The sequence below is a fragment of the Rheinheimera sp. genome (assembly GCF_036568245.1).
Taxonomy (GTDB): domain Bacteria; phylum Pseudomonadota; class Gammaproteobacteria; order Enterobacterales; family Alteromonadaceae; genus Alishewanella.
In genome coordinates, this window is record NZ_DATCSY010000211.1 from 1 (window position 1) to 18786 (window position 18786).

The window sequence follows — 18786 nt, forward strand, 5'->3', positions numbered from 1 at the left end:
GGAATCGCTGCAACCAGACCCTGAGCGGTTGTTACCAGCGCCAGAGAGATTGAGCCCGCCATCAGTTTCGGGTCACCTGTTCCGTACAGTGTAATTTGCTGGAACGTCAGGATCATACCGATAACAGTACCTAACAGACCCAGTAACGGTGCAACAGCTGAGAATAGTTTGATTAAGCCAACACCACGCTCAACTTTTGGCGTTTCACGCAGAATCGCTTCGTCCAGTTTCAGCTCCAGGTTTTCTGCATCAGCTGTTTTGTTCTCATGGTACACGCGTAAGATACGACCCAGAGGGTTGTTATCAGACGGGTTCGCCAGATTTTTCAGCTGAGCACGGATCTTAGCGCCAACAGCAGACAGAACGATGATACGCTCAAGCGCTATCAGTAAACCGATGAAAAATACTGCAGTGATGATATAACCTACTTCACCACCAGCCTGGTAGTATTCAAACAGCGTTGAACGCTGCTGGTTTAAGCGCAGTAAGCTATTACCTTTAGTCGGATCCAGGTACAGGCCAGTGATTTCGCCTTTGCTGGCGTTGTGGTACGCCGCTACTGAATCATGAATTTTAGATTGTGGCTGACGGCCCAGAGGCTGGATTTGATCAGTATCTTTGTTCAGGATCAGATATTCTGAATCTGTTGTCAGGTGGAAGGTACCAAAACGTGTTACACGTTTAGTTTCAACACCGCCATCCAGCTTAACCACTTCAGCATCAAACTGGGCAACTTTGCCTGACTCTGTCATTTCAGTCAGTAATGCCATCCACAGCTCTTCCATCTCGCCTAAAGTTGGTAACTCAGTTGCTGATGCTACAGTGCGCAGTGGCACATCGCGGCCAGGGTATTGAGCACTGATAATAGAGCCAGTGATAGTACCAATTGACTGGTTAGCCGACTGACGGACAACACCGAACAGCTCGCCCATAGTGCCTAAAGCACTTTCCAGTTCCTGCTGTTTCTGACCGATCAAAATATCGTTGTCAGCATATTCTTTCTGTAAACGCTTGCCACGGTTCTCTTCTTCAGTGAACTGTTTCTTAGCAGTGTTTAACAGAGCTTGCTTGTCCGCACGCTCTGCCAGAAACGCGCGCTCACGTTCTTGGTTAGCACGGCCTTCAATTGTACGTTCTTTTTTCAGTTGCTCTAACAACTGGTCCAGCTTCTGAGTGTCAGCAGCCGCGTTAAAAGCAACGCCAGCGGACAGAGTTACCGCTGCGGCAATTAACATTGTTTTAAATGTTTTTTTCATGTGTTCTTACTCCGCTGCGATAAGTGGTACGCGATCCATCTCAAGCGTGGCTTCACGACGCGCCATCTTGATAAACTGAGCTACTGATGTCAGGTAAGAACCTGGCAACTCTTCCCAGCTTGACGTCTCTTTGTTCCACACCCAGCCAGCGTTTCCGTCCAGTGCCAACGCCATTAACGACAAACGGCCTACATGAACATAATCTACCGTGATTTCTTGACCATTCAGCGGCAGTGTACCCTGGAAAGCAGCTAACTCTGAGCCATAACCAACTTCAATGCTGTAGGCTTCCAGGATTTGACGGTATTGCTCGGATAACTGAACATCTGAACGGCCCATCAGCTCACGCAGTTTTTCTACGCGGTCCAGACGACGCTCGGTGCGCAGCGGAATGTCAGCTTTTACAAACTGCTCCAGCGCATCAATCATACGAAACATCAGAGGTACTGTACCTTTACGGGTATCTTCCAGACCATTGATTTGACGCTGGATTGAATTAATTTGACGCTGTTGATCAGCAACCAGAGTGGCTAAGAAATCATTATAAACTTTTAAGTTTTCAGTCTGGTCTACCACCTGACGATACTCGCCCAGCAGCTCCTGAGACTGTTCATAAATGTTGTTAATCTTTTCCTGAGACTGCACTGCTGCGCGTTGAATTTGACTGCCTTCCTGATGCAAAGCTTTTAAGTCTGTTGCCAGAACATTCGCCGACAGGGCGAAAGTACCGGCCAGAGCTGTTGCAACAAGACTCTTGCGAATTTTATTGTTAAACATAGTTCCCAACCAATTATTGCTGATTAACGTAACCTGAAGTTGTAAGGGCCAAGCTGTTCTTACAGACAGGAAAGGCCCTCGGTTAGAGGGTAAACCGTCCGCATCATTACAGGTAAAAACGCCCTTGTCAAGATAACGCAGGCGTCCAGAGGTCTGTTCTGATCCGGCTATTAAACCGGCTTATCACCCAATTTATGCACTATTAAACAAATGAAAATTAATTTGTTATAGTTCATTAAATTTTCTGCTTATTTTATATTCGGAGTCAGTTTCCCAGCCGAATATAATGCCACCATATCATCCAGTGAAATGGCTTTGATTTTGCTGCCGTGTCCGGCGGCATTAAAGGCTTCATAGCGGGCAATACAAATTTCTGTCATTGCCTTTACTGAAGCCTGTAAATATTTGCGAGGGTCAAACTCCGCCGGATGCTGCGCCATATAGCGACGAATTGCACCGGTAGACGCCAGACGCAAGTCGGTATCAATATTGACTTTGCGTACGCCGTATTTAATGCCCTGCTGGATCTGCTCAACCGGCACACCATAGGTTTCCGGAATCTGCCCACCGTTTTCGTTGATAATCTGCAGCCATTCCTGTGGCACCGAAGATGAACCATGCATCACCAGATGCGTATCCGGGATGCGCTCATGGATCGCTTTAATGCGATCAATCGCCAGAATATCACCTGTCGGCGGACGGCTGAACTTGTAGGCACCATGTGACGTGCCACAGGCAATCGCCAGCGCATCAACCTGTGTTTCACGCACGAACTGCGCAGCTTCTTCCGGATCTGTCAGCATTTGATCATGACTTAAAATGCAATCTGCACCTATACCATCTTCTTCACCCGCAGCACCGGTCTCCAACGAGCCTAAACACCCTAACTCGCCCTCAACCGAGACACCACAGGCATGCGCTATTTCAACAACTTTGCGCGTTACATCTGCATTGTATGTGTAATCCATAGGTGTTTTGCCATCTTCACCCAATGAGCCATCCATCATTACCGATGAAAAACCCAGCTGAATAGAACGCTGACACACCGCTAACGAGGTGCCATGATCCTGATGCATCACTACCGGGATATGCGGAAACTCTTCCGTCGCTGCAAGGATAAGATGGCGCAGAAATGGAGCTCCGGCGTACTTTCTGGCACCGGCCGAAGCCTGCACTATTACCGGACTATCTGTTTTATCTGCGGCCAGCATAATGGCACGCATCTGCTCCAGATTGTTTACGTTAAAAGCTGGTATGCCGTAGCCATATTCGGCAGCGTGATCCAGCATTTGACGCAGGGAAATAAGGGCCATGAAATCCTCTCTATAATCTTTTAGGGTACAGTTTTAATATGACACTTTTATTATTTTATTTACGCTTTAGCGCGTTGTTCCAGTATAGCTACTGCTGGCAATGTTTTACCTTCTAAAAACTCCAGGAAAGCACCACCACCTGTAGATACATAGGATACTTTGTCTGCGATGTTATATTTATCGATTGCCGCCAGGGTGTCACCACCACCGGCAATAGAAAATGCATCGCTGTCGGCAATAGCCTGAGCTAATGCTTTGGTGCCGGCAGAAAACTGGTCAAACTCGAATACTCCTACAGGGCCATTCCAAACAATGGTACCCGCTGCTTTCAGAATATCTACCAGCTCCGCCGTTGTATCAGGGCCGATGTCAAAAATCATATCTGCATCATCAACCGCAGCAACCGACTTTAACGTCGCCACTGTCGTTTCACTAAACGCCTGACCTACGACTACATCTGTCGGCACGGGAATATTACCACCACGTGCTTTAGCCTGGGCCATCAGCCGTTGTGCTTCAGGGACCAGATCGGCTTCGTATAGTGATTTGCCGACATTATTACCATTAGCCGCAATAAAGGTATTGGCAATACCGCCACCGACTATCAACTGGTCAACAATACCAGACAGCGACTCCAATACGGTGAGTTTGGTTGATACTTTAGAGCCGCCTACTATTGCCACTAAAGGCCGCTTTGGATTTTTCAGTGCAGCCGCTAACGCATCGAGCTCAGCAACCAGCAGTGGGCCGGCACAGGCAACAGGAGCAAATTTCGCCACACCATGCGTTGAAGCCTGGGCTCGGTGTGCAGTGCCAAACGCATCCATCACGAATACATCGCACAGCGCCGCCAGCTTCTGCGCCAGCGCATCATCATTTTTCCCTTCGCCTTTATTAAAACGCACGTTTTCAAATACCACCACTTCACCGGCAGCAACGTCGAGCCCACCGAGATAATCTGCGGCCAGTCGTACCGGTGCCGCGAGTGCCTGCGCCAGATAATCAACTACCGGCTGCATTGAAGACTCCTGATCAAACACGCCCTCTTCCGGCCGGCCAAGATGTGACATGACCATCACCTTCGCACCTTGCTTCAGCGCCAGCTCTATGGTTGGGATCGCCGCTTTTAAACGCGCATCCGATGTCACCTTGCCGTGTTTTACCGGTACATTTAAATCTTCGCGGATCAGCACACGTTTGCCGTTAAGATCCAAATCGCTCATGCGAATAACAGACATTTCAAGCTCCTTGTTTTAAATTCGTTTGCATCATCGCCCGTGCGGTATCGAGCATCCTGTTAGCAAAGCCCCATTCGTTGTCACACCATACCAGACATTTTACCAGCCGTTTGTGACTAACACGGGTTTGCGAACCATCAACAATGCAGGAATGGGCATCATGGTTAAAATCAACTGAAACCAGTGGCTCCTCGGTGTAATCCAGAATATCGGCTAAATCCCCGCTTTTTGCCTGTGCCAGTACTTTGTTCACGTCATTGATACTGGCATCCCGCAATAAACTGACACTTAAATCCATTGCTGTTACGTTTACAGTAGGCACCCGTACAGCTATCGCTTCAAAGCGGCCAGCGAATTTTGGTAAGATCCGCTCGATTCCCAGCGCCAGCTTAGTGTCTACCGGAATAATAGACTGGCTGGCAGCACGGGTGCGGCGCAAATCCGGATGATAGGCGTCTATAACCTGCTGGTCGTGCATAGACGCATGTATTGTCGTAATAGTACCGCTCTCAACACCAAAATGCTGATCCAGCACCTGGATCACCGGCACGATACAGTTGGTCGTGCAGGAGCCGGCCGACACAATACTCATCGCGGCAGTTAAACTGTCATGGTTAATACCGTAAATAATAGTGGCATCAATATCTGCATCGGCAGGATGAGAAAACAACACTTTTTTAGCACCAGCGGTTAAGTGCCACTGTGCATGTTCGCGGCTATGAAATACGCCGGTACACTCTAAAACAACGTCAATATCCAGCTCACGCCACGGCAAAGCGAGGGGATCCGCTTCACAAAACAGCGCTATATCGTCCTCAGCCACTCGGATACCGCCGTCAAACGAGCTGACGCTGTAACCAAAGCGGCCATGTGAGGTATCGTATTTCAATAAATGGGCAACGCCTTTGGCATCGGCCAGTTCGTTAATCGCGACCACTTGCAGCTCGTGCTGCAAACCTTTTTCGTAAATCGCCCGCAGTATATTGCGGCCTATACGGCCAAAGCCGTTAATTGCCAGTCTGATTGCCATAACACCACATAAAAAAATGGGACCAGAATTGATCCCATTGTATTAAATATTACGCCAGCAACTGCTGCGCCGCTTCGAGTACTTTTTCGGTGGTAATGCCAAAGTATTCAAATAACTGCTCGGCGGGTGCCGATTCGCCAAAACCGGTCATGCCGATCACTTTGCCGTTTAACCCCACATACTTATACCAGCTGTCAGTGATACCGGCTTCTACCGCGATACGCTTGGTGACAGCGGCTGGCAATACGGCTTCACGGTAACTTGCATCTTGCATTTCAAATGCATCGGTTGACGGCATTGACACTACCCGCACCGCTTTGCCCTGCTCTGCCAGCGTTTTGGCAGCCTGCACGGCCAGCTCAACTTCTGAACCAGTGGCAATGATAATCAGCTCTGGTGCACCTGCACAATCACGCAGAATATAACCGCCGCGTTTTACATCAGCAAGTTGTTGTGCGCTGCGCTCTTGCTGCACCAGATTTTGCCGGGTAAAAATTAACGTGGAAGGGCCATCGGTGCGCTCAATGGCCGCTTGCCATGCGATGGCAGATTCAACCTGATCACACGGCCGCCAGTTCACCAGATTTGGCGTAGCGCGCAGCGCTGCCAGTTGTTCTACCGGTTGATGTGTTGGGCCATCTTCACCCAGGCCAATAGAATCGTGCGTGTAAACAAATATTACCCGCTGTTTCATCAGCGCAGCCATCCGCACTGCGTTGCGGGCATATTCCATAAACATCAAAAACGTAGCGCCATAAGGCACAAAACCGCCGTGCAGTGCAATGCCGTTCATAATGGCCGACATACCAAATTCCCGCACGCCGTAATAAATGTAGTTACCACCTGCATCTTCACCGGTCAGTGGTTTACTGCCACTCCAGATAGTCAGGTTAGAGCCGGCCAAATCAGCAGAACCACCCATAAACTCTGGCAGTAAAGGCCCGAATGCATTCAGTGCATTCTGTGATGCTTTACGGGTAGCGATAGTGGCCGGGTTTGCCTGCAGCTTTTCAATATATGCCTGAGACTGCTGTGCCCAATCGGCAGGCAGTTGTCCGGCAACACGACGGCTGAACTCAGCTGCCAGTTCAGGGTGAGCCGCGCTGTAGCGGGCAAACAACTGTTGCCAGCTTTGTTGCTCGGCAGCACCTTTGGCTTTGGCGTCCCAATCAGCATAAATATCGGCAGGAATATCAAAAAGCGCGTGCGGCCACTGCAGAAAATCACGTGCTGCTGCTATTTCGGCGTCACCTAAAGGTGCACCGTGGCAATCGTGGCTACCACCTTTATTAGGTGAACCGTAACCGATCACGGTACGGCAGCAGATTAGTGTCGGTTTTGACGTTTCGGCTTTGGCCTGCGTAATGGCCGCTTCCACGGCTGCTGCGTCGTGACCATCTACATTACTGATCACATGCCAGCCATAGGCTTCAAACCGCGCCGGCGTGTTGTCCGTGAACCAACCTTCAACATGGCCATCAATGGAGATACCGTTGTCATCCCAAAACGCAATCAGTTTACCCAGCCCCAGTGTACCCGCCAGTGAACAGGCTTCATGTGAAATACCTTCCATCAGGCAGCCATCACCTAAGAAGGTGTAGGTATAGTGGTCGACAATGTCGAAACCAGGCTGGTTAAACTGCGCAGCCAGTGCTTTTTCAGCAATCGCCATACCAACTGCATTGGTAATGCCCTGCCCCAGAGGGCCTGTGGTTGTCTCAACACCCGGCGCATAGCCATATTCCGGGTGGCCAGGCGTACGGGAATGCAACTGACGGAACTGTTTTAAATCTTCAATACCCAAGTCATAACCGGTCAGGTGCAGCAGCGAATACAACAGCATAGAGCCGTGGCCGTTCGATAAAACGAAACGGTCGCGGTTTGGCCAGCTGGGGTCTTGCGGATTGTGTTTAAGGAAATCGCGCCATAACACTTCGGCAATGTCCGCCATACCCATGGGGGCACCCGGGTGGCCTGATTTAGCTTTTTGCACCGCATCCATGCTAAGCGCACGGATCGCATTGGCGAGTTGTTTACGAGATGGCATGTTCACTCCTGACATTGCGCGGCTTCTGTTTGACGAAGCAAGTTATTATTAAGCTGAAATGTTAAGGCGGTAAGTTGCTCTATTTTCCCAGAGCCCCCGCCCGATGGCAAATTTAAATCGACCTGCATGCTGAAATTTCACACTTGGCGATCCAATTAGCTGAAGTCACGTATTAAGCATTGTAAAATAGCATTAAAGACGTCTGGGTGGCAGATTTTTCTGGCAAACACTTTACAGTTTCTCTAGAATAGCCGCCTATTTTTGGGGTTCGGCTATGCTGTTAACGATAACCGAATCCGACTGCATTAACTTATTTTTGGAATACAACCGATGGCACAACATATTTTTACGTCTGAATCAGTATCTGAAGGACATCCGGATAAAATCGCTGATCAGATTTCCGACGCCGTTTTGGATGCAATCCTGGAACAAGATCCTAAAGCCCGCGTTGCGTGCGAAACGTTCGTTAAAACCGGCATGGTGTTAGTTGGTGGTGAAATCACCACCAGTGCCTGGGTAGATATTGAAGAGCTGACCCGTAAAACTGTGCGTGAAATTGGCTATACCCACTCTGATATGGGTTTCGATGCTGATTCATGTGCAGTGTTAAATGCCATCGGTAAACAATCACCGGATATTAATCAGGGTGTTGACCGCGCTGATCCGAAAGAGCAAGGCGCTGGCGATCAGGGCTTAATGTTTGGTTATGCCAGTAACGAAACTGATGTATTGATGCCTGCGCCTATTACTTACTCTCACCGCCTGGTGCAGCGTCAGGCTGAAGTGCGTAAAAACGGCACTCTGCCATGGTTACGCCCGGATGCAAAATCACAGCTGAGCTTTATCTATGAAGATGGCAAACCGGTGGGTATTGACGCTGTAGTACTGTCAACTCAGCACTGTGACAGCGTCAGCACTGCGGACTTACGTGAAGCCGTGATGGAAACCATTATCAAGCCGGTATTACCTGCTGAATGGTTAAGCAGCAAAACCAAGTACTTCATCAACCCTACAGGTCGTTTCGTTATTGGTGGCCCTATGGGCGACTGCGGCTTAACCGGTCGTAAGATCATTGTTGATTCATACGGCGGTATGGCTCGCCATGGCGGTGGTGCTTTCTCTGGTAAGGATCCATCAAAAGTTGACCGCTCTGCTGCCTACGCTGCCCGTTATGTGGCGAAAAACATCGTGGCTGCAGGTCTGGCAGATCGCTGTGAACTGCAAGTGTCTTATGCCATCGGTGTTGCCGAACCAACCTCTATCAGCCTGGAGACCTTCGGTACCAGCAAGCTGGAAGAAGCAGAACTGATTAAGCTGGTACGCGAACATTTCGACCTGCGCCCATATGGTCTTATCGAAATGCTGAAACTGGAACGTCCGATTTACCGGCCAACGGCAGCTTACGGTCACTTCGGCCGTGACGAGTTCCCGTGGGAGCAAACTGACAAAGCGGAGCTGCTGCGCCAGTACGCGAAATAACACTGAGCTAAAACGCGTTGAAATAAGTTAAAGGAGAGCCCTGCTCTCCTTTTTCTTAACCCGTATTTAAGTGCTGTTTTACATTACCCTGAGCTTAACTCTCAGCTTATCATCTGCCGCTTTTTGTGTATGATAAGTGCGTGATAACGAACAGGGTCCTCTGTACCCCACAGAGCGAATACAAAACTATAAGAAAGGAAACACTATGTCTGAACAAACCGCCACTGCCGCCAAAAGTGGCTGGCTAAACCGCGCCCTCAATGCCATTGAGGTAGTGGGCAACAAACTGCCGGATCCGGCTGTACTGTTTGCCCTGTTAATGGTTGTCGTCTGGCTGAGCTCATGGTTGTTATCGGGGATGACTTTTGCAGAAGTTGACCCGCGTACCGGCGATGCAATTAAGATTAATAACCTGTTGGAACCTACTTCGCTTACCGCCTTTATGGCTAAAATGGTTGCGACTTTTGTCAGCTTCCCGCCGCTTGGTGTCGTACTGGTTGCAATGATGGGTTTAGGTGTTGCTGAATATACCGGCTATATCAACGCCGGCCTGCGCTCTATTTTATCTGTTACGCCTAAAATGTTACTGACGCCGGTATTAATTGCTGTGGGTGTGCTAAGCCACGTCGCGGTGGATGCCGGTTATGTGTTGGTCATTCCGCTGGGCGCGGTGATTTTTTATGCTGCAGGCCGTCATCCACTGGCAGGTATTGCTGCGGCTTTTGCCGGTGTATCCGGTGGTTTTTCGGCAACCTTCTTCGTACCGTCCAGCTTAGATCCGTTACTGGCAGGCTTGACTCAGGCCTCAGCACGGCTATCTGCCGACCCGGCAGCTGCACAGTTGGTGATAAACCCGCTTAACAACTACTTCTTCACTACTGCGTCTACGTTTTTAATCATCATTATCGGCTGGGTTCTGACAGATAAATTTATTGAACCGAGGCTGAAAAGCACAGCTATCGACGGCGACCCGGCAGATCTGCCGAAAATGGATACGCTACAACCGCACGAGCGTAAAGGCCTGCGCTGGGCAACATTTGCCATGGTATTAAGCGGTGTGCTGCTGATGGTGTCGGCAATGCCTGAAACATCAGCCTGGCGCTCGCCGTTAAATGGTGAACTGACCCACTCTTCTGCACCGTTAATGCAGTCTATTGTCGGCATTATTTTCGTGTTCTTTTTAATTCCCGGAGTAGTGTATGGCTATGTCGCCGGTACGGCCAATAACCACCGCGAAATCATTAAAGGCATGAGTAAAGCCATGAGCGGTATGGGTTACTATATCGTTATGGCATTTTTCTGTGCCCAGTTTATTTATGCCTTTGGTCAATCTAACCTTGGGGCATTAATTGCCATTAAAGGTGCAAACTGGCTGCAGCAAATGTCGTTCCCTATGGGTGTTACACTGGTTGGCATTGTATTTTTATCCGGCTTTATTAACCTGCTTGTGGGTTCAGCATCAGCAAAATGGGCACTGATTGGTGCGGTTATGGTACCAATGCTGATGGAGCTTGGTGTATCGCCAGACTTAACACAGGCCGCATACCGGGTGGGTGACTCCTCTACCAATATCATTACCCCGCTGATGCCATACTTTCCACTGATCGTGGTGTTTTGCCAGAAATATGTAAAATCGACCGGTATCGGTACCCTGATAGCGCTGATGTTGCCATTCTCAATCAGCATGTTACTGCTGTGGACCTGTTTCCTGCTCGGTTTCTGGGCACTGGATATACCGCTGGGCGTGGGCGCAAGCTACACCTACCCTGTTGCTGGCTAAACTGCCGTTTTAAAACCAACAAACCCTGCCTGTGCAGGGTTTGTTTTTACTGTTAACACTGGCGCCGGCCTGCTACCATTTCGCTATGTTTTTCTAAAGTGTATTTCTATGCGTATTCCCCGTATTTATCACAGCAGTGTTATAGCGCTGCACCACGAATTTGCCCTCGATGAAGATGCAGCCAATCACGTTGGCCGTGTATTACGCATGCCGGTCGGCAGTGAACTGCTGCTATTTAACGGCGATGGTTTTAACTACCCTGCCCATATCAGTAACGCTGATAAAAAACGGGTAATGGTAACGGCAACTTCGCAACTGACTAACCCGGTTGAGTCACCTGTCAGTATTCATCTTGGTCAGGGTATATCACGCGGCGACAGAATGGACTTTGCTATTCAAAAAGCGGTTGAGCTGGGTGTTACCGAAATAACCCCACTGTTTACCGAGCGCTGCGGCGTTAAACTTGACGGTGAGCGCTTGCAAAAACGTAACGAGCAGTGGCAAAAAATCGCCATCAGCGCCTGCGAGCAAAGCGGCCGCAGCATAGTACCGACGGTACACCCTGCTATCAGCCTACAGCAGTGGCTTGCCCAGCAAACAAAAGAATTGAAGCTGACCTTGCATCCGCGGGCATCAGACACCATTAAGACCCTAACGGCCAGCAGTCATATCCGGCTGGTAATAGGGCCTGAAGGTGGCTTTACCGACCTGGAAATGACACAAACCAGTGATGCCGGCTTTACCGGGATACAACTGGGCCCGCGCGTATTGCGTACAGAAACGGCCGCATTAACAGCCATCAGCGCCCTGCAGCTGCAGTTTGGTGATTTAGCATAAGGAACTTAACATGAGCAACGCTATAAAGCTGGGTATCGTTATGGACCCAATCAGTGCTATTAACATTAAGAAAGACTCCAGTTTTGCCATGTTATTGCAGGCGCAGCAGCGCGGCTATGAAATTCACTATATGGAAATGGCCGATTTGTACCTGCTGGAAGGCGAGGCCCGTGCCAGCACGAAATTACTCAGTGTTGAGCAAAACCCGGACAAATGGTTCAGCTTTTCCAGTCAACAGGATATTGCCTTGAGCGAGCTTGATGTCATTCTGATGCGTAAAGACCCACCATTTGACACCGAGTATATTTACGCTACCTATATTCTGGAACGGGCAGAAGATAAAGGCACACTGATCGTAAACAAACCGCAGAGCCTGCGTGATGCCAACGAAAAGCTCTATACCAGCTGGTTCAGCCAGTTCACGCCTAAAACCCTGGTCAGCCGCGATACAAAGCGCTTAAAAGCGTTTTACCAGAGTGAACAGGATATTATCTTAAAACCGCTGGATGGCATGGGTGGCGCTTCCATCTTCCGTTTAAAGCCTAATGATGCCAATGTCAGTGTGATCATCGAAACCCTGACCGAACATGGCCAGCGCTATGCGATGGCGCAGCGTTATATTCCGCAAATTACCGATGGTGACAAGCGGATTTTAGTCGTTAATGGCAAACCCGTGCCATACTGTCTGGCACGGATCCCTGCCAGCGGCGAGACAAGGGGTAATCTGGCAGCCGGTGGCCGCGGCGAAGCCAGGCCGCTATCAGAATCAGACTGGCAGATAGCCAATGCCATAGGCCCAACCCTGAAAGCTAAAGGGCTTATTTTTGTCGGACTGGACGTTATCGGCGATAAACTGACCGAAATCAACGTCACCAGCCCTACCTGTATCCGCGAAATTGAAGCGGCGTTTCCGGTTAGTATTACCGCAATGTTATTTGATGAAATTGAACAGCTGCTGGCCAGCCGCCAGTGACAACGAGTTGTAGTGAGGTCACGATGCAGAATTTTCAGAACCACTTTTTAATAGCGATGCCAGCTCTGGATGATCCGCTGTTTAAACGCAGCGTGACCTATATTTGTGAACACAATGACGAGGGCGCTATGGGCATCGTTATTAATCATCCGCTCGATGTCAAAGTCGCCGATTTGCTACAACAGCTGCAAATTGAGTACGACAGCAAAAGCCCGGCAGCGACAGCACATGTCTGTGCCGGTGGCCCGGTACAGCACGACCGCGGTTTTGTGTTGCACACAGCTAAAGAAGGTTACGGCAGCAGTATGCGCCTTAGCGACGAGCTGATGGTCACTACCTCCAAAGATATTCTGTTCGATTTAACGACAGCGCAGGCGCCGGATAAGTTTATTCTGGCGTTGGGTTATGCGGGCTGGACAGCCGGCCAGCTGGAACAGGAAATTGCTGACAATGCATGGCTGGTGATCCCGGCTGACAGCGCTATTATCTTCGACTTAACCCACGCCGAGAAATGGCAATCAGCGACTGCGAAAATAGGCATTAAACCTTGGCAGCTGACCAACGAAGCCGGGCATGCCTGATGAGCCGCACTGTACTTACTTTTGACTATGGCACTAAAAGCATTGGCGTTGCCGTAGGGCAGGAATTAACCGGCACCGCCTCGTTGCTGAGTGCGTTAAAAGCGCAGGATGGCACACCGGACTGGAACCTGCTGGAGAAACTGATCACAGACTGGCAGCCACAACTGCTGCTGGTCGGTTTACCGCTGAACATGGATGGCACAGAGCAGCCCTTTACCGCCAGAACCCGTAAATTTGCCAACCGCCTGCATGGCCGTTTTGGTTTGCCGGTAGAGTTACATGACGAACGGCTAACCACCACAGAAGCCCGCAGCCAGCTGTTTGCAGAAGGTGGCTACAAAAAACTGACTAAAGATAAAGTAGACAGCCTGTCGGCGAAAATTATCTTTGAGAGCTGGTATGAACAACAACATTGAGCCACCATTAAAACCCGGCTATTACCAACACTACAAAGGTGCCTATTATCAGGTTATAGATGTAGCACGCCACAGTGAAACTGAAGAGTGGCTGGTTATTTACCGTGCCCTGTATGGCGACTTTGGCCTGTGGGCCAGGCCACTTAGCATGTTTACCGAAAACGTCGAAATCGCCGGCGAACTGCTGCCCCGCTTTCAGTATATCGGTGACGAAAACCCGTTGACGGCCGTGGATTAAACCTCCGGACAGACTTAACCGGCCTTTTATCAGCCGCTTGCGCCGTTTATCACTTAAGCCACCATTTGTATTTGCACTCGCAGTAATCTTGTTATTACTAACTAACAAGAGGACAGCAACATGTTTGAACAAACCGAATTTTTTCATCAGTTAGGCCAAATCAACCCAATACTGTGGGCCGTATTTATTCCGTTCTTCCTGGCAATTTACTTTTTGCCCACTGTTATCGCAATGTTTCGCAACCGCCGACATCTGGGTAAGATTTTTTTAGCCAATATCCCGGCAGGTTTTTCGTGGATAGCCTGGATGGCACTGATTATCTGGGCCTTTACCGGAAAACAGAAAAAACCAGCTGAACAGACAGCCTGATCAATAGTAGACTGTATTTACTCAGCTTTTTTGCGACCTGATATGGCCTTACTTGACAGCTTTAAACAACATATTCCAACCAGGCATTGTAGCCGCGCCTACCTGTGGGCGCAGCTGGCTACGATGGGTGTATATACCGGCTATTTCATGGCGTACACCCTGCCTTTGCTGGATAACAAGCAGCTTAATCTGCACTTTCTGTTTTTGCTGAAATACATCATAGAAAGCGCAAGCTTCGCGCTGTTTGCTCATTGTTTTCTGCGTACGGTGCTTAAAACCCAATCGCAGCAGGCGGGACAACGGTGGCTGCTGGTTATCTTATTTTTGATCGTTGCAGCTGCGCTGCAAACCGCTGTCTCGTTCTTTTTATCGGAGCTGGAGCTGCTAAAAGCTACCGATATGAGCCAGGTAACCTTGTTATCGGAAAAGCACAACTCGCCGCTGCAAATGACCTTCAGCAAAGGCTTTATGCTGATGGCATTGATAACATCGTTTAGCATGATGTACGGTTTGTGGGTCGCAGCTTATGTTACCTGGCAAAACTGGCAACACCGTAAAACCTTACAACAGCAGATGCAGCAGGCACAGCTGCAACAACTGACTAATCAGCTTAGCCCGCATTTTTTATTTAACGCTTTTAACAGTATCAGAGCGTTGATTTTTGAAGATCAGCATAAAGCCGCAGATACAGTAACCCGGTTGTCTGAGCTGTTTCGCTTTCACCTGCAAGCGCATCTGCAACCGTCGGCAACACTGGAGCAAGAGTGGCAGCTGTGCGAGCAATATCTGGCTATTGAACAGGTACGGCTGGAGCAGCGGCTGCAATTTAGCTGCGATATAGATGCCAGCCTATGGCAACAAAAGCTGCCTACACTCAGCCTGTTAACCTTAGTTGAAAATGCCATTAAACACGGTATTGCACCTAACACCGGCAACAGCCTGCTGCATATTGCGGCGTCAACGCTGCCCCAAGGCTGGCAGTTACAGGTTAGCAACAGCGTACAAAACGGCACCGAACAAGCCGGAACCGGCACCGGCCTGACTAATCTGCGCCATCGCTTACAACTGATGTATGCAGGCAAAGCCAAGCTCAGCGTGACACCACAGCAAAACAGCTACTGCGTAAAACTGGAGTTTACTAATGTATAACTGTTTACTGGTTGACGATGAGCGCCTGGCCCGCGCCGAGCTAAAGCGGCTGCTGAGTGCGCATGCGGAATGTGTCATTGTTGCCCAAGCCGCAAACGCCAGCGAAGCTTTGACCTGCCTGACAACGCAAAGTATTGACCTGGTATTTTTGGATATTCAGATGCCGGGTATCACCGGCCTGCAGCTGGCAGAGCAAATACCCGCCTCAACCCAGTTTATATTTTGCACTGCCTATAACAGCTTTGCGCTCAACGCTTTTGAATTAAATGCTGTCGATTACCTGCTCAAACCGATAGCGCCAGAGCGGCTGGCCAAAGCATTACAAAAGCTACGCCCCACCAGCAACAGCCCTGCAGTGCATTATCTGGCAGAGCAACACGGTATTTTGCTCAAATTCGGCGACAGCCAGCGGGTGGTAAAGCTAAGTGAAATCAGCCGCTTTGAAAGTATCGGCAACCATGCCGCCGTATATACCCCTTATGGTAAAAGCTTTATACACAGCTCGCTGTCGAAAATAGAGCAAAAGCTAGACCCGGCACTGTTTTTTAAAGCCAGCCGGGCAGACATAGTGCGGATAAGTGCAATCAGCCAGATAGAACCCGCTATTGCAGAAGGCAGCTTAATTGCGGTTTTGGATGACGGCCAACAGGTCGATGTCAGCCGGCGCCAGGCGCAGCTGCTCAAACAGCAATTCAGCGCCTTTTGATGCAAAGCAGCTTACAACTGCTGCCGGTACCATTCACCCAGGATCAGACTGGCTGCAACACTGACATTGAGCGATTCAACCTTACCCGAGCCCGGGATTTGCAGCGCAATGTCGGCGCTTTGAGCCACGTTTTTCGACACGCCAAACATCTCCTCACCAAACACAATAACCACTTTGGCAGGCAGTGTGCTTTGATATAGTGAAGTGCCGCCGTGGCTGGAGGTGGTAATAAGTGTATAACCGGCTTCTTTGCATAATTTCAGCGCCAGTGGCAGGTTGTCACAGGCCAGGCCATCGACAAACTCGCCACCGCCTTCAGCGGTTCGCAGTGCAGCGCCCGATTGCAGTAATTCAGGCTGCTTGATGATAATACCGCCAACACCGAAATGCGCACAGCTGCGGGTAATTGCACCTAAATTGTGTGCATTGCCTACGCCGTCCAGTGCCAGCAGACAATCTTGCCGCTTACGGCTGTTTTGCTGTAAATACTGCGCCAAAGTGACGGTGGGCTTGCGTTTAACCAGCATCACAACACCGCCATGGTGGCCACTGGCGGCCACTTTTTCCAGCTCAGTATCATCGACTATGTGATACGCCTTTTTCGTTGCTGCCAGATATTTCATCACATCAGCAAACTTCGGTGCCATTTTATCCGACACATAAAGCCGGATCACAGATTCAGGCCGCAGCTGAAACAGCACCCGGCAGGCATTAGCGCTGTACACCTTGGTTTCGCTATCCTGCACCGACTTTGCTATTTTTACCTGCTGCGGCTTCGCCTGTACTTCTTTACGGTTAGATTTAGCGTTTGCCGTTTTATCGGTTTTAGTCCACGGCTTTTGTAAGGGGTTGGCTGTTTTGCCGCTTTTTGCTCGGTGTTGAGACATCAGTATTCCTGCGAAGGCCAAAGGCCCAGAATCATTAATGCGGCAAATTTTACCAGCTGAGCGCCAACAATACTTGTGTTTTCTGCGCTGCGCAGTATGCTGTCGGCCTTTATTTTCACCGGTTGGGCTTTAGTATGCTGAGTTATCGTCACAGTTTTCATGCGGGCAATCACGCCGATGTGGTTAAACATCTGGTACAGGTTGCCATACTGCAGTACCTGCTGAAAAAAGATAAACCATTCTGTTACCACGACAGCCATGCTGGTGCTGGTTTATACAGTTTGCTGGCAGAACAGGCGCAAAAAACCAGTGAATACCAGGGCGGTATAGGCAAGTTATGGCAGTATCAGGCGAAAAACCCGGCGCTGGCGGGCTATATTGATGTGATTAAACAGCTGAATCCGGACGGTGACCTGGCGTTTTACCCGGGTTCACCGAAGATCGCCGTGATGCTGGCACGCAGTACCGACAGCATTCAGGTAACAGAGCTACACCCGACAGACTACCCGGTACTGGCCAGCCAGTTTGCCCGCCGCCGTCATAGCCGTATCGAAAACATGGACGCCTGGGCTGGCTTTAAAGCTATGCTGCCACCGCTGCATAAGCGCGGTTTGGTACTGATTGACCCACCGTATGAGCTGAAAACCGAGTATCAGGATGTTGTAACCGGTTTACAGCTGGCTTACAGCCGTTTCCCTCAGGCAACTTATGCAATCTGGTATCCGGTGATAGAGCGCGCAGCCGTAGAGGCCTTTATCGGCGCGATAGTGGCCACCGGAATAAAAGATCAGTTACGTATTGAGCTGTGCCCTCAAAGCGATAGCAGCGGCTTTGGTATGACCGGCAGTGGTATGCTGGTGATAAACCCACCTTATACACTGGCAGATGATATGCGCCAGGCCCTGGCGGAAGTATCACCTTTAATCAGCGAAGCATGCGAGTTTCAGGTTCATCAACTAGTTGCAGAGTAAATAATATGCGTTTTTTCTGGGCCGTCGTTTTACTGCTCATTAGCAGTCCGCTGTATGCTTTTAGCCAGATGGGGCATCAACTAGTATGTGAAATAGCTTACCAACAGGTAAGCGACACCACCCGCCAGCAACTGAACCTGATGATGAGTAAAAGCCCCTATTCTCACTTTACTAAAAGCTGTAGCTGGGCAGATGAAGTTCGTAACCAGCCTCAGTTTAGCTTTGCGTCAGCGCTGCATTACGTTAATTTCCCGCGCTCACATACGCAGGTAACCCAGGCTGACTGCCCACAACAAGGTTGTATTTTGTCAGCCATCAGTCATATGCAGCTAAAACTTAAGCAAAACCGTGATGACTGGCAGGCACTTTTGTTTCTGGCGCATTTTATTGGTGATTTGCATCAACCGCTGCATGTAAGTTATGCCGATGATTTAGGTGGCAACCGCACTGCTGTATATTTTTATGGTTTGCCAAATAACCTGCATGGTGTGTGGGACTTTGCGCTGTTAAAACAATTAGGCTACGAAACAGATAACGCTAAAGCCGATGCGCTTAAAAGCGCGTTAACCCGCAGCGAAATACAGCAGTGGCAGCAAGGCGATGTGCTCAGCTGGGCGAATGAATCTGCTGCTTTGACACAGCAGATTTATCAGCAATATAAGCCAGGCATGTTGCTGGATGCCGCTTATGTCAGCCAGTACAGCAGCACCGTCGAGCAAAAGCTGAAACAGGCGGGGGT

General features: G+C 49.7%; 19 protein-coding genes. 12 read left to right on the forward strand and 7 right to left on the reverse strand.

Translation table 11 applies throughout. The features are described from left to right. The 6 genes from VIN66_RS09685 to tkt all read right to left on the reverse strand — a co-directional run. Positions 1-1256, reverse strand: a 1256-nt coding sequence (locus tag VIN66_RS09685; RefSeq protein WP_331923794.1) for a MotA/TolQ/ExbB proton channel family protein, incomplete at its 3' end; no start/stop codon positions are given. A 6-nt stretch (positions 1257-1262) separates the two neighbouring features. Then, positions 1263-2033: a DUF3450 domain-containing protein gene (locus VIN66_RS09690; RefSeq protein WP_331923795.1), complete on the reverse strand. Its 771-nt coding sequence runs from the start codon at positions 2031-2033 to the stop codon at positions 1263-1265. A gap of 248 nt (positions 2034-2281) precedes the next feature. Beyond that, positions 2282-3346: a class II fructose-bisphosphate aldolase gene (gene fba, locus VIN66_RS09695; RefSeq protein WP_331923796.1), complete on the reverse strand. Its 1065-nt coding sequence runs from the start codon at positions 3344-3346 to the stop codon at positions 2282-2284. A 59-nt stretch (positions 3347-3405) separates the two neighbouring features. Further along, positions 3406-4584: a phosphoglycerate kinase gene (locus VIN66_RS09700; protein ID WP_331923797.1), complete on the reverse strand. Its 1179-nt coding sequence runs from the start codon at positions 4582-4584 to the stop codon at positions 3406-3408. Between the two features lies 1 nt (position 4585). After that, the gene (gene epd, locus VIN66_RS09705; protein WP_331923798.1) at positions 4586-5614 is read right to left on the reverse strand and encodes an erythrose-4-phosphate dehydrogenase; all 1029 of its coding nucleotides are present in this window, start codon (positions 5612-5614) and stop codon (positions 4586-4588) included. A gap of 49 nt (positions 5615-5663) precedes the next feature. Further along, the gene (gene tkt / locus VIN66_RS09710) at positions 5664-7661 is read right to left on the reverse strand and encodes a transketolase (RefSeq protein WP_331923799.1); all 1998 of its coding nucleotides are present in this window, start codon (positions 7659-7661) and stop codon (positions 5664-5666) included. A gap of 330 nt (positions 7662-7991) precedes the next feature. On the opposite strand from tkt, the gene metK reads away from it, so the two are divergent. From metK to VIN66_RS09760, 10 genes are all read left to right on the forward strand, one after another. Further along, positions 7992-9140 (forward strand): methionine adenosyltransferase, encoded by a 1149-nt coding sequence (gene metK / locus VIN66_RS09715; RefSeq protein ID WP_331923800.1) that lies wholly within the window; start codon positions 7992-7994, stop codon positions 9138-9140. 205 nt (positions 9141-9345) lie between these two features. Next, a complete protein-coding gene (locus tag VIN66_RS09720; RefSeq protein ID WP_331923801.1) occupies positions 9346-10920 on the forward strand; it encodes an AbgT family transporter in 1575 nt (524 codons plus the stop codon). A 108-nt stretch (positions 10921-11028) separates the two neighbouring features. Further along, complete coding sequence (rsmE, locus tag VIN66_RS09725) at positions 11029-11757, forward strand: 16S rRNA (uracil(1498)-N(3))-methyltransferase (protein WP_331923802.1); 729 nt, start codon at positions 11029-11031, stop codon at positions 11755-11757. 10 nt (positions 11758-11767) lie between these two features. After that, on the forward strand, positions 11768-12730 hold the full coding sequence (gshB, locus tag VIN66_RS09730) for a glutathione synthase (protein WP_331923803.1): 963 nt from the start codon (positions 11768-11770) through the stop codon (positions 12728-12730). 23 nt (positions 12731-12753) lie between these two features. Further along, complete coding sequence (locus VIN66_RS09735) at positions 12754-13311, forward strand: YqgE/AlgH family protein (RefSeq protein WP_226765647.1); 558 nt, start codon at positions 12754-12756, stop codon at positions 13309-13311. Continuing rightward, on the forward strand, positions 13308-13727 hold the full coding sequence (ruvX, locus tag VIN66_RS09740; RefSeq protein WP_349257533.1) for a Holliday junction resolvase RuvX: 420 nt from the start codon (positions 13308-13310) through the stop codon (positions 13725-13727). The genes VIN66_RS09735 and ruvX overlap by 4 nt, the downstream gene beginning before the upstream one ends. Continuing rightward, complete coding sequence (locus VIN66_RS09745; protein ID WP_331923805.1) at positions 13711-13965, forward strand: DUF1653 domain-containing protein; 255 nt, start codon at positions 13711-13713, stop codon at positions 13963-13965. The genes ruvX and VIN66_RS09745 overlap by 17 nt, the downstream gene beginning before the upstream one ends. Positions 13966-14085: 120 nt before the next feature. Beyond that, a complete protein-coding gene (locus VIN66_RS09750) occupies positions 14086-14334 on the forward strand; it encodes a superinfection immunity protein (protein ID WP_331923806.1) in 249 nt (82 codons plus the stop codon). Between the two features lie 42 nt (positions 14335-14376). Further along, a complete protein-coding gene (locus tag VIN66_RS09755) occupies positions 14377-15483 on the forward strand; it encodes a sensor histidine kinase (RefSeq protein WP_331923807.1) in 1107 nt (368 codons plus the stop codon). Continuing rightward, positions 15476-16189, forward strand: a complete 714-nt coding sequence (locus VIN66_RS09760; RefSeq protein ID WP_331923808.1) for a LytTR family DNA-binding domain-containing protein — start codon at positions 15476-15478, stop codon at positions 16187-16189. Before VIN66_RS09755 ends, VIN66_RS09760 begins: the two co-directional genes overlap by 8 nt. Before the next feature lie 11 nt (positions 16190-16200). Here the strand turns inward: VIN66_RS09760 and VIN66_RS09765 are convergent, their stop codons facing one another. Then, a complete protein-coding gene (locus VIN66_RS09765; RefSeq protein ID WP_331923809.1) occupies positions 16201-17076 on the reverse strand; it encodes a tRNA/rRNA methyltransferase in 876 nt (291 codons plus the stop codon). Between the two features lie 134 nt (positions 17077-17210). Here VIN66_RS09765 and VIN66_RS09770 point away from each other — a divergent pair, with 134 nt between their 5' ends. Both VIN66_RS09770 and VIN66_RS09775 read left to right on the forward strand, forming a co-directional pair. Next, the gene (locus VIN66_RS09770) at positions 17211-18047 is read left to right on the forward strand and encodes a 23S rRNA (adenine(2030)-N(6))-methyltransferase RlmJ (protein ID WP_331923810.1); all 837 of its coding nucleotides are present in this window, start codon (positions 17211-17213) and stop codon (positions 18045-18047) included. 5 nt (positions 18048-18052) lie between these two features. Next, the coding region (locus tag VIN66_RS09775) for a S1/P1 nuclease (RefSeq protein ID WP_331923811.1) at positions 18053-18786 on the forward strand (734 nt) is incomplete at its 3' end.